At 44.3% G+C, this 13,161-nt stretch carries 8 protein-coding genes; 5 read left to right on the forward strand and 3 right to left on the reverse strand.

Translation table 11 applies throughout. From position 1 onward, the window contains the following. Nucleotides 1-106: 106 nt before the first annotated feature. Together QZ135_RS16235 and feoB are read right to left on the reverse strand one after the other, a co-directional pair. Nucleotides 107-322 (reverse strand): hypothetical protein, encoded by a 216-nt coding sequence (locus QZ135_RS16235; protein ID WP_294611540.1) that lies wholly within the window; start codon nucleotides 320-322, stop codon nucleotides 107-109. Beyond that, on the reverse strand, nucleotides 319-2,787 hold the full coding sequence (gene feoB / locus QZ135_RS16240; RefSeq protein WP_294611543.1) for a ferrous iron transport protein B: 2,469 nt from the start codon (nucleotides 2,785-2,787) through the stop codon (nucleotides 319-321). The genes QZ135_RS16235 and feoB overlap by 4 nt, the downstream gene beginning before the upstream one ends. A 152-nt stretch (nucleotides 2,788-2,939) precedes the next feature. On the opposite strand from feoB, the gene tilS reads away from it, so the two are divergent. Beyond that, nucleotides 2,940-4,247, forward strand: coding sequence for a tRNA lysidine(34) synthetase TilS (gene tilS, locus QZ135_RS16245; protein ID WP_294611546.1), 1,308 nt, complete (start codon nucleotides 2,940-2,942; stop codon nucleotides 4,245-4,247). Nucleotides 4,248-4,470: 223 nt separating this feature from the next. On the opposite strand, the gene QZ135_RS16250 is transcribed toward tilS, so the two are convergent. Beyond that, on the reverse strand, nucleotides 4,471-5,301 hold the full coding sequence (locus QZ135_RS16250; RefSeq protein WP_294611548.1) for a 4Fe-4S binding protein: 831 nt from the start codon (nucleotides 5,299-5,301) through the stop codon (nucleotides 4,471-4,473). A 294-nt stretch (nucleotides 5,302-5,595) separates the two neighbouring features. Here QZ135_RS16250 and rho point away from each other — a divergent pair, with 294 nt between their 5' ends. From rho to QZ135_RS16270, 4 genes are all read left to right on the forward strand, one after another. Further along, on the forward strand, nucleotides 5,596-7,656 hold the full coding sequence (gene rho, locus QZ135_RS16255) for a transcription termination factor Rho (RefSeq protein WP_294611551.1): 2,061 nt from the start codon (nucleotides 5,596-5,598) through the stop codon (nucleotides 7,654-7,656). A gap of 124 nt (nucleotides 7,657-7,780) precedes the next feature. Next, a complete protein-coding gene (locus tag QZ135_RS16260) occupies nucleotides 7,781-9,250 on the forward strand; it encodes a sulfatase-like hydrolase/transferase (protein ID WP_294611554.1) in 1,470 nt (489 codons plus the stop codon). Between the two features lie 133 nt (nucleotides 9,251-9,383). After that, the gene (locus tag QZ135_RS16265; protein ID WP_294611603.1) at nucleotides 9,384-11,195 is read left to right on the forward strand and encodes an ATP-binding protein; all 1,812 of its coding nucleotides are present in this window, start codon (nucleotides 9,384-9,386) and stop codon (nucleotides 11,193-11,195) included. Next, nucleotides 11,192-13,150 carry a HAMP domain-containing sensor histidine kinase gene (locus tag QZ135_RS16270; protein WP_294611556.1) on the forward strand — a complete coding sequence of 653 codons (1,959 nt, stop codon included), beginning with the start codon at nucleotides 11,192-11,194 and terminating at the stop codon, nucleotides 13,148-13,150. Before QZ135_RS16265 ends, QZ135_RS16270 begins: the two co-directional genes overlap by 4 nt. Nucleotides 13,151-13,161 lie beyond the last annotated feature (11 nt).

Raw genomic sequence — 13,161 nt, forward strand, 5'->3', positions numbered from 1 at the left:
GAACCGCCGTACACGGTTTTGCAGACCGCTGACTAAGCCACTCATCCAAGGAACCGTCTTTTTTTGTTTGCGGTTGCAAAGGTAGTACATTTTTTGAATATACCAACTATCCGCAGCATTTTTTCTTCTTTTCTTTTTTAGTGACACTGCACTCCGCACGCTTCTCGTCCATTAATCGCTTTAAGTCACAACCAGTTACGCAGTTTGCACACGGATTACCATTTTCTTTTGTCCGGCGGAGAAAAGTATAAATCCCCCAACCTATCCGGACAATACACAACAGTAACAGGATTGCGACTACCCATTGTTGCCAATTCATCATACAAATAATCCTCCTATTCTATATATAGCAAATGCCATCACCCATGCAAGCAGTGTAGTGTATGCTGCTGTAAACAGTGCCCATTTCCAACTACCAGACTCTTGCTTGATGGCTACAATCGTGGCAATACACGGAAAATATATAAGCACGAACACCATATAGCAAAAAGCGACCAACGGCGTGATGGGAATACGTTCGGCAAGACTTACCACATCGGCCTCCGCATCATTCGTATAAAGTACTCCCAGCGTACTTACCACCAATTCCTTGGCTCCCACACCCGAAAGTATACCGATACCCAGTTTCCAGTCAAAGCCCAACGGCTCAATAACGGGTTCCATCGCTTTACCTATCTGCCCAATGTAGGAATTCTCCTGCTGTTCGGCAACAGTCTCATACGCATCATGGTCAGGATAATAACCCAGTGCCCATATCACGATAGAAGCTATCATAATAATGCCCCCCATCTTGCGGAGATATTGCGCCCCCTTCTCCCACGTATGCCGGAAAATGGCTTTTGCTGTAGGCAGGCGATAAGGCGGAAGTTCCATAACGAACGGAGTATCATCCCCCTTCACCAGAAAACGACTGAACAAGCGTGCCAGTAACACTGCCAACAGAATACCTATCGAGTATATAAGCAACAATATCAGACTACCATTGTTCGGGAAAAACGCACCTACCAGCAATAAATAAATCGGCAAGCGGGCACTACATGACATCAACGGATTGACGAGCATAGTAATCAGACGACTCTTGCGGTTTTCAATGGTACGCGAAGCCATAATAGCGGGAACGTTACACCCAAAACCCATAATCAAAGGAATAAAGGATTTGCCATGCAGCCCCATTTTATGCATAATCTTATCCATAATAAACGCCGCACGTGCCATATAACCGGAGTCTTCCATCAGCGATATGCAGAAATAAAGAATAAGAATATTCGGCAGGAAAACGATAACGCCCCCCACACCGCCTACAATACCATCCACCAGCAAATCTTTCAGAGGCCCATCCGCCATATTATCACGTATAAGGTTTCCAATAACCTCCACCAGCCATTCAATGCCCATCATCGGATATTCACCAAGCACAAATGTCCCTTCAAACATGAGGTACATGAAGAGAAAGAAAATAGGAAATCCCCAGAAACGGTGCGTCACGATAGAGTCTATCACACGGGTCGTATGCTCCTTATCCAGATGATTATCCACAAATGTTTCTTTAAGAGCACCGGAGATAAAACCATACTTGGCATCAGTGATTGCCTGGTCGCAATCCTCATTCAGTACTTCACGAATCCGACGACTCTCCTGGTCGCGAACAGCTATGATTTCTTTGCCATTAGGCAAGGCTTCGACTATTTTTTCTAAATCCGGATCATTTTCCAACAATTTGATAGCCAGAAAACGAGTAGAATACTTATGCCTGATGTCCTCATTCTCACTAACAGCACGCTTTACTTCTTCAATGCTACGTTCCAGTTCCGGCCCATGATTGATATGAATATGACGATAAAAACCATGATGGCTTCCTTCTTCTTTATGAGCCCCAGCGCTATAACCGGGCACAAATTCCCTATGCCATTCCCGCAAATCTTTCAAGACTTCAGTACGCACATTTTCTTTTTGGTCCAGAAAATCGGCACCTTCATAAATGCTGATAACGACATGGAAAAGGTCTTCGATACCTTTACCCGTACGTGAGACTGTGGGCACCATAGGGACGCCGAATAACTGACTAAGCGTCATATAATCCAACGTATTACCACTGGCTTCCAACTCATCGTACATATTAAGGGCCATCACCATGCGCACGTTCATATCAATCAATTGGGTGGTGAGGTAAAGATTGCGCTCCAGATTGGAGGAATCAACCACATTGATAACTATATCCGGCGTTTCATTGATGATGTGGTGGCGGACATACATTTCTTCGGGACTATAGGCCGACAAAGAATATGTGCCGGGCAAGTCGACAATACGAAATTGATAACCTTGAAAATTGAAATAACCTTCCTTGGCATCCACTGTAACGCCACTGTAATTACCGACGTGTTCGTGTGAACCGGAAGCAATATTGAACAGAGAAGTTTTTCCACAATTGGGATTACCCACTAAAGCGACATTGATGGTGCGACGTTTGCCAAGGGCAGCTCGTTTCAGTGCTTCATCACCCAGGTAAATATCTTCGCTCATTCCGGGATGATAATCCGGCCTCGTCGCTTGCTCTTTCGCTTCCTGTTCACTGATGATTTCAATCATCCCTGCTTCCTGGCGGCGCAGAGAGATTTCATAACCCATTACTTTATATTTGATAGGATCTTTCAACGGGGCATTCAGCAAAACTTCCACAGTTTTGCCTTTAATGAAGCCCATTTCTACAATTCGTTTACGGAAACCGCCGTGTCCCAGAACTTTAACGATTACACCTTTTTCTCCTGTTTTTAATTCGGACAAACGCATAGTCTTCTCTCTTTCATTAATTTTGGTGCAAAGATAAATGTTTTGCTTGTAGCGCACAAATTATTTAGATTGTTTTTAAATAAGGAATCAAAAAGGGTATGTTTCCAGAAGATAATTATCAGGAATAATCAAATAAAATGTATCTTTGCGGCATGAACAAGAAAAAGATAACGCAATACATCGAGCAAGAAAAGCTTTTCACCTTGAAAGACAAAGTCTTGGTGGCGCTGAGCGGCGGAGCTGACTCAGTAGCATTATTGCATCTACTTCTTGACATGGGATACACCTGCGAAGCAGCGCACTGCAACTTTCATCTGCGGGGCGACGAGTCGGACCGGGATGAGGCATTTGTCCGCCAACTGTGCCTGCAACTGGAAACTCCGTTACATATCCGGCATTTCCAAACGACGGAAGAAGCAGCCAAACGGCACATATCCATCGAAATGGCAGCACGGGAATTGCGCTACGCCTGGTTTGAAGAGCTCCGCCTGAAACAAAAGGCGGATGTCATCGCCGTAGCTCATCACAAAGACGATAGTGTAGAAACCCTTCTACTGAACCTTATCCGTGGAACAGGCATCAACGGGCTACTGGGCATTCGTCCCAAAAACGGAAATATTGTCCGCCCCTTGCTGTGCATCGACCGGAGAGAAATAACAGAATATCTGCAAGAAATCGGACAGCCTTACATAACAGACAGCACCAACCTGCAAGACGAATACACCCGCAACAAAATACGCCTCAACCTTCTGCCCTTGATGCAGGAAATTAATCCTTCGGTAAAAGAGGGCCTTCTCCGCACTGCAACATATCTGAATGATGCAGCTCTCTTATATAAGAAAGGTATAGAGGAAGGAAAACAAAGAGTGCAGGCCGGACAGAGCATCTCAATAAAAGCCTTACTCGAGGAACCTGCACCGGAAACTTTATTGTTTGAGATTTTATCTCCGTTGGGGTTCAACGGCACCCAAATAAAAGATATATTCGCCTCTCTGAACGGACAACCGGGAAAAAAATTCCTCAGCAAAGAATGGCGCGTCATCAAAGACCGGACATTATTATTGATAGCCCCTATCTGTTCTACCGATTCTTCAACCATATTATCTCCGAACGATGACGTCCTCCCCTTCCGACTCATTATGGAAGAGCGGGAACTCACAAACGGCTTCGTCATTCCACGCGACCGGAATACGGCTTGCTTCGATGCAGATAAATTAGAGTCATCCCTCACCGTAAGACGTTACCGCCAAGGAGACAGCTTCGTCCCCTTCGGCATGACGGGACGAAAGAAAGTCAGCGATTACCTTACCGATCGTAAATTCTCTCTTTCACGCAAAGAACAGCAATGGATGCTTTGCAGCGGCAGACACATTATCTGGCTGATAGGCGAACGCACCGACAACCGTTTCAGGATAGATGAGAATACCCGCAGGATAATCATAGTGAAATTTATCCCATAAGACCAGCCATACCAATCCCTCTCCCTGCAATAGTTTAATACCGGAATAGCGAAAGCTAATTCGTTCCACCATGGGGTACTTTGCGTTCCTCCATAAGGGGACGAAAAGAACCTTATAAGGGAACGCAAAGTACCCCATGGTGGAACGAATTAGTATTCACATAAAAAAAGGTTATTTCCCGCATGAACAGAAAATAACCATCTATAGAAAATCAATTAATTATTTAAATGATAATTCTCGCCTCCTTCTGCCGCGCAAAACAATCCGAAAGCAACACAGCAAACGGAGTATCATACGTCCGCGCCTTGAATGGACATCCTTTGACGCAAGCGCAGCACTTGATGCACTTTTCTGCAATCGTATTGCACTCATCACCTTTTATAATAGCTCCCGACGGGCAATGAGCCGCACAAACACCACAATGCGTGCACAGTTCCGCGTTCACTTCAGGCACGCGCGGCAAAGGCACTCCACTCTTACGCAGCTTTATCACCCTGCGCAAGAACTTGAACAAAGGCAGGAAAGGCTGACGGGGACGCTGAATGCGATTCACATCTACCGGATACAAATGTTCCATATCTGCAGCCGCATTAATTTTCGTTCGTAACTTCGCGCCAAACTCCTCCGCATACTGCAGATCGTTCGCATCCGGACGCCCTACAGCAACCGGATGTTGCTCCGTACTATAAGAATGCTCTCCCACAAATGTCGCTCCTGCAATCACTTTGAAGCCATGCGCAGAAGCAAATGCATCCAATTCCACCAAAGCCTTCTCATAAGCACGGTTACCATAAACCACCACCAACACTACCGGAGCTCCCGATGCACGAATTCCTTGCAGACGCTCCATTGCCAAAGGAGCCACTTTGCCACCATATACAGGAACTGCAATTACGGTCAATGTATTCTCCGCAATATCCACTTCGGCAGCATACAATGTTAAATCCGTCGTAATTATATTTGTTAGCCCTGTTCCGCGAACAATTGCCTCGCCAACTTGTTTAGACGTGTGAGTGGGCGAGAAACAGATGAGATGAACTGCGTTTATATCCATAATTTTATGCACTTTTTCTTAGTTTATCAAGCAAAGATAAAGTTTTAAAATTAAAAAAAAGACGAATTGTTTATGAAACCAAAAATATTTATTACCTTTGTGCCGTTGAAACAATCTGCAACTCCTAAGTGCGGGTAGTTAACCAGATTTCCGGTTCAATAATAAATATCCCATAACCATAGTATTTTTATAGATAAAGGTATATTTGCCACGTTGCTTGTGACGACAACCGCAGCAGTGTGAACATATCTGTCCGATAACAAAAGAAATATAAATCATTCACATATATACTGTATGTATAATATCATTCAATTGAACGACAAAAATTTGTCGGAACTTCAAACTATTGCCCAGGAACTGGGTATCAAAAAGACAGACTCACTAAAAAAAGAAGAACTTGTTTACAAGATACTTGATGAACAAGCCATCGCAGGTGCTACCAAGAAAGTTGCTGCTGAAAAGCTGAAAGAAGAGCGTAAAGTGGACAGACAAGAGAAACGCACCCGTGTGACCGTAAAAAAAGAGAGTACTGACAAAGTTTTCACCGCCAACAAAAATGGTGATCTCACCAAGGCAAAAGCAGAAGCCACAGCCGTATCTGCTAAAGTACGTCCCGTAGTAGAAGCTACTAAAACACCGGTAGCAGAAAAAACTCCCGAAGTAACTGCAACTGTTGCTCCCGAAAAGGCCGAAGATTCTACCACCCCGAAGCGTAAACCGGGACGTCCGCGCAAAGCTAAACCGGAAGAAAAGATGCCTGCACCGGTTGTAAAAGAAGAACTCAAGAAGGCAGAACCCGAGCTAAGTTTTGAAGCCGAAACGCCCAAAGTAGTAACACCGAAAACCGAGGTACCCAAAATTGCAGCACCCAAAGTAACCAAAAAAGTCGTAGTAGAAGACAGCCCTATTCTGTCAGAACCCGAAGATGACTTCATTCCCATCGAAGACCTTCCGACTGAAAAGGTAGAACTTCCTTCCGAACTTCTCGGTAAATTCGAAGCCACCAAAGCTGAAACTCCCGCAGTGGCACCTATAGCAGAACCTGCATCTACAATGGTGCAACGACCACGCCTTCGTCCTCGCGACAATAACAATACTCCTTACAATAACAATCGTAACAACAACCAACGCCCTGTGCAGCAACAGCGCCCCGGACAGCCGCAGAATAGTGGTGACAACTATGCTCCTGTTCAAGAACGCAGAGTTATAGCTGAACGCGAAAAAGTATATGAATTCGATGATATCCTGACCGGTACTGGTGTACTGGAAATCATGCAGGACGGTTACGGTTTCCTTCGTTCTTCCGATTACAATTACCTCTCTTCTCCAGACGATATTTACGTTTCACAATCTCAAATCAAACTTTTTGGTCTAAAGACAGGTGATGTTGTAGAAGGCGTTATTCGTCCACCTAAAGAAGGAGAGAAATACTTTCCACTGGTGAAAGTGGAGAAAATCAATGGACGAGACCCGGCTTTCGTGCGCGACCGTGTACCTTTCGAACACCTCACGCCTCTGTTCCCCGACGAAAAGTTCAGACTGTGCAAAGGTGGATACTCCGACTCTATGTCTGCCCGTGTAGTCGACCTCTTCGCTCCTATTGGTAAAGGTCAGCGTGCATTGATAGTGGCACAACCCAAGACCGGTAAGACCATTTTGATGAAAGACATCGCTAACGCTATTGCAGCAAACCATCCGGAAGTATACATGATAATGTTACTCATTGACGAACGTCCGGAAGAAGTAACCGATATGGCACGCACCGTAAATGCTGAAGTTATCGCTTCAACCTTTGACGAGCCTGCCGAACGCCACGTAAAAATAGCCGGTATTGTATTGGAAAAGGCAAAAAGACTAGTGGAATGTGGTCATGACGTTGTTATCTTCCTGGATTCTATCACTCGTCTGGCACGTGCTTACAACACGGTTTCTCCGGCTTCCGGTAAAGTGCTTTCCGGTGGTGTGGATGCCAACGCACTGCACAAGCCCAAACGCTTCTTCGGTGCTGCCCGTAACATTGAGAACGGCGGTTCACTCACCATTCTGGCTACTGCTCTGATTGATACCGGTTCTAAGATGGATGAAGTTATCTTCGAAGAATTTAAGGGTACAGGTAACATGGAACTGCAACTCGACCGCAACCTGTCCAACAAACGAATTTTCCCTGCTGTCAACATTGTTGCTTCCAGCACTCGCCGCGACGACCTGCTGCAAGACAAGCAAACATTGGATCGCATGTGGATACTCCGCAAATACCTGGCCGACATGAATCCGATAGAAGCCATGGATTTTGTGAAAGACCGCATGGAAAAAACCAGAGACAACGACGAATTCCTGATGAGTATGAACAGTTAAGACTGTCCTCTTACAATATTGTACAAAAGCTTTCAATTACGTCCAAAAATGTAATTGGAAGCTTTTTTATTTCCCCCTTTTCTCTACATTTGCCTATCTAATTTGAACAAAAAATTCTGAAACCATGAAAAAGACCTTTTATTCTACGATGGGACTAACTCTATGCAGTCTCCCCCTGTGGGCACAGCAATCACCCAATTTCCTGATTGTACAATGCGACCATCTGACACAACGCGTAGTAGGCGCTTACGGCAATAATGATAGTTGCACACCTCCCATCGACAGCATCGCCGCCCAAGGCGTCGTTTTTGCAAATGCTTACGTGGGATGTCCTCTGAGCCAACCCTCACGTGCAGCCTTATGGAGCGGCCTGATGCCCCACCAGAACAACATACGCTCCAATTCAGCCGAACACATCAATCCCCTGCTACCGGAAAATGTTCCCACATTAGGAAGCATCTTTTCCGCCAACGGATACCAGGCCGTTCATTTCGGGAAAACACATGATATGGGAGCGTTAAGAGGCTTCAACCATAAAGAACCCGAAGCCAAGCCTTTCGCCGATCCGGAATTTCCCGTAAACAACGATAGCTTCCTCGACGTAGGTACATGTGAAGACGCCGTAAACTATTTGAGTAATCCGGGCAAAGAGCCTTTTATTTGCGTGGTGGATTTCCAAAATCCGCATAACATTTGTGGATATGTAGGTGAAAACAAAGGAGAACATATCGACAAGCCTATCAGTGACCCACTGCCCAACCTACCGGAGAACTTCGAAGTGAAAGACTGGAATTCACTGCCCGTACCCATTCAATACATTTGTTGCAGCCACCGCCGCATGATGCAGGCTGCACATTGGAACGAGGAGAATTATCGCCACTATATCGCCGCTTTCCGACACTACACGAAGATAGTTTCCAAACAGATAGAACAGGTTCTTCAGGCTCTCTACTCCACCCCCGCAGGCAGGAATACCATTGTTGTTTTTCTAGCAGACCACGGCGACGGAATGGGTTCACACCGCATGGTGACCAAGCAAATCAGCTTCTACGATGAAGTGACCAATGTTCCCTTCATCATTGCAGGTCCGGGTATACAGAAACGCGAAAGACCGGTAGACAACCTGTTAACACAACCCACTCTTGACCTGCTGCCTACTCTTTGTGAACTGGCCGGACTACCCATCCCGGCAGACAAACTGGGCATCAGTCTCGCTCCCCTGCTGAAAGGAAAAGAACAGATTAAGGAACACCCGTACGTTGTCTCTGAATGGCACAGCGAATACGAAGTAATCGTCAGTCCCGGGCGTATGATACGCAGCCCCCGCTACAAATACACCCACTATCTGGAAGGCAACGGTGAAGAACTATATGACATGGAAAAAGATAAAGGAGAACAACATAACCTTGCCCATGACCCGGCATACGCCAAGATTCTTGGTGAACACCGCACCTTGCTGGACGACTACATCCGGCGAACTAAAGATGATTACCGTAGTCTAAAAACAGAAGCTGATAAAAGATGGAGAAGTCACACACCCGGATATCCGCATCACGAAGGACCTTGCGCGCGGGATATTATTAATCGGAAATAAAGCATCAAAATGCAAAAAGGACGGGACATTTTCGGATATCTCGTCCTTTTTAGTTACTTTTGTCGCAAATAATCAAATAAATATCAAAATAAACAAGGTGAGATTCAGTAAAACGATACTAGTATTGCTGTTGATGTTATTTTACGGTACTTCCCACATCCTCTCTGCAAACCAGGATTCGGAAGATAAACGTATACACCTTGTTGAACAATTAATGGATAATAACTTAGGTTATTCTCTGGAAGCAAAGTTAAGCGATATTATTCAATGGGAAGACGAACTGGCAGAAATATACCGGAAAAAAAAGGATTATAAACGCATGTTCCTCATACGCCAAATGGCTGCCTATGCCCTCGCAGCCGACGGACAAATCAGTGAAGCACTGGAAAAAGCGAACAGCATCCTACGCCAAGCCACGCAAATGAGACATGACATAGGAATAGCCATAGCCCATCATGCAATTGGCGATACTTACCTCTGCGCAAATATGGCAAATGAGGCCGTCGAAGAATATAAAATAGCCATGAATAAGCTGTATAAAATCCCCGGTTCCGGGAAACTTCAGGAAAGAGTATTAATCCAGTTAGCCCCTACCCTCGTCAGACTGAAGCGCCTGCCTGAAGCTCAAGCTTACCTGGAGCAAATGGAACAAGTGAATGACGACCACCATAGTCGCTTTATGGAGAATATTTTCCAAGCCTATTATTATCTTTACGCAAACAATCCGGACAAAGTCCGGGAGTATATCCAGAAGGCTGAAGAATGGTATGAATATTACCCATTCTATTTCCACTGTTCCATCCTGAAATACATCCAAGCCGAGTATGCCAGAAATACAGGGAATGACGAACAAGCTATAGAACTATATAATGAGCTGACAGACCATACCAAGGGCGCCAACACCTACAACAAGTATTTGAAAATAAAGAATGCGTTGGCACACCTGTATGCACAACGGGGAAAACCCAAAGAAGCATGTACGGCATATCAGGACATTAATGCCGCCCGCGACTCTATCAATGCCCGTAATTACTCTTCGCAAATTAACCTTTTGCGAACCATATACCAAGTGGACCGCCTTGAAATGAACAACCAAATTCAACGCAACCACCTGCTTTTCTATTCCATTATAGGCTGTATACTTATCTTAGCCATATCTGCTGTATCGGTGTTCTATATTCGTAAAATCAACAAGCGTCTGGCCAAATCCCAGCTCAGGCTGGAGAAAGCACGGCAAACGGCAGAAAATTCCATCCGTACCAAAAGTCTTTTCTTGTCGAATATGAGTCATGAAATAAGAACACCACTGAATGCATTGTCGGGATTCTCCAGCATTTTGACTGACGCCCATATTGACGCTGCAACCCGCCAACAATGTAATGAAATCATCCAGCAAAATTCAGATTTACTATTAAAACTAATAGATGATGTTGTGGACCTTTCCAGTCTGGAAATCGGCAAGATGCAATTCCACTTTGCCAATAATGATGCAGTGTTCATCTGCCGCAATGTGGTAGATACCGTAGAAAAAATAAAGCAGACAGCCGCTTCCGTACTCTTTGAAACTTCTCTGGAAAAACTGGAAATATATACGGATGAAGCACGCCTTCAACAGTTGCTTATCAATCTGCTTATTAATGCAACCAAGTTCACTACAGAAGGAAGTATCACCCTATCACTTGATATGCAATCGGAAGAAACAGCTATATTTACCGTAACCGATACAGGTTGTGGGATAGCTCCGGAAAAGCAGGGACAGATATTCAACCGCTTTGAGAAACTGAATGAAAATGCACAAGGCAGCGGATTGGGACTTTCTATCTGCCAATTAATAGTGGAACGCTTTGGTGGTAAAATATGGATTGACCCCGAATACAAAGATGGCTCACGCTTTCAATTCACTCACCCCATTCATTCAGTCAACAGGAAGGAGGGTATGGTATGAAACGGGTTCTATTCATACTGACCTTTACGCTACAATGCATATTTATTTCTGCAACTGCACATTCCACCACTGCGGACAGCTTATTGAATGATCTGCATGCCCTTCCTCATGATTCCACTCGACTTAAATTATTGGAAAAACTGGTACTCACAGAACAAAATTCTCCGCATTATATAGAATATGCAGAGGAAATGTTCAAAGAAGCTCAACTCCAAAAAAGTGACAAATATAAAGCCAGTGGTACCTACTACAAGTTGTTATATTATTATAACCAAGACGAAACGGACAGTGTCAGCAAATTGGTAAACTATCTGTTGCCCATTGCCGAACGCATGCAATATTGGCAAATGTATTTTAATGCACAAAAATTGCTCATATATACCTATATTTATAAGGAGAAATATGAGTATGCAATCAATGAGGCTTTGAAGATGCAAGAAAAGGCAGAGGCACTGGACAATGCCGGCGGACGCGTGATTGCCTATCTGTGTTTGGCAAATGCATATCACGAAACCAATCGTAAACAAGAAGAAGGAGAAGTTCTGCAAAAAGCCCACGAACTCTTCTCCGAGCCCATACACACCAGTACTCAGATAAATGTATTAGGACAGCTCATCTTATACAGCAAAAGTCAGAATGACTACAAAAGTCTGAAAGCTTACCTGGATCAGAATATCCAACTGATAGACAATTTACTGAAACAGGATCCTGACATGTACGAATCATATTTAAACCTTTTTCTATTCTCCGAAATATTTCATACTCATTATTATATAGGTATAGAGAAAGCGGATTCTGCAAAATACCACATAGAAAAAGCACAGGAATACACAACGCCACAAAGTTTTCTTCCATACATAGCCATGTACCAAGATGCTCGTGCAGAATATTATCGCCATATGAAAGATTACCAAACCGCACTTACATATACAGATTCTGTTTTAATGAAGATGCAGGAGTTTGATTCCGGCGAGATGGACTATGCCAAACAATTGGCTCGTAAAGCTGATATTTTGCAAGAAATGGGTAAATATAATGAAGCGCTATCACTTTATGAAAAATCCAACCGCATCCAGGATTCATTAACTGTGGCCATATCAGCCAAACAACTCGAAGAAATCAAGGATATATACCACCTTAATCAATTAGTATGGGAGCAGGGAAAACTGAGAAGCCGCGTGCAGGTGACAATTCTTCTCAGCCTCTCAATCATACTTATTTTATGCATTGCCTATATGCTCCGAATCAACCGGATAAGAAAGGCCTTGAAAATATCGGAAAAAGAGACACAGAAAGCCACCCGGCAAACAGAAGCAGCTAACGAAATGAAAAACCGTTTCCTGTCTAACATGAGCCATGCCATCCGGGTCCCCTTGAACGGGGTATTGGGATTCTCACAAATCATAGCCAACAACGAAGTAGAAATGGACGAACCCACCCGCAAAGAGTATTCGAGCATCATCCAGCAAAACACAGAACAGTTAATGCGTTTGGTCAACAACGTCCTTGATCTGTCACGTCTGGAGGCCGGTATGATGAAATTTCAGATGAGCGACTATGATATTGTACAACTCTGTAATGATGCTGTAGGAATGGCGCAAATGCAAAGCCCCACCTTGCACATTCATTTCCATAGTAATATTGATGAGTATATTATCCATACAGACACCAACCGGATTATGCAACTCATTGTCAGCCTTCTTATCTGCCCCCTTGCCTCTTTCAAGGAGGAACGTGACCTCCAATTCACTTTAGACAAAAATGGCGAAATACTCTGTTTCAAAGTAACCAACTGTCCGCTGGCAGACCGCAAATATGCCAACCAAGACTCTGCTTTACGCAATGATGTCAACCAGTTATTGTTGAAACACTTCGGTGGCACATATCAGGTAATCCCGGATAGCAAAGAGGGTCCGACAATTCTTTTCACTTATCCCGCCGCCCAGACAGAATAATATTCTTGTTT

This window comes from uncultured Bacteroides sp. (assembly GCF_905207245.1).
Taxonomy (GTDB): Bacteria; Bacteroidota; Bacteroidia; order Bacteroidales; family Bacteroidaceae; genus Bacteroides.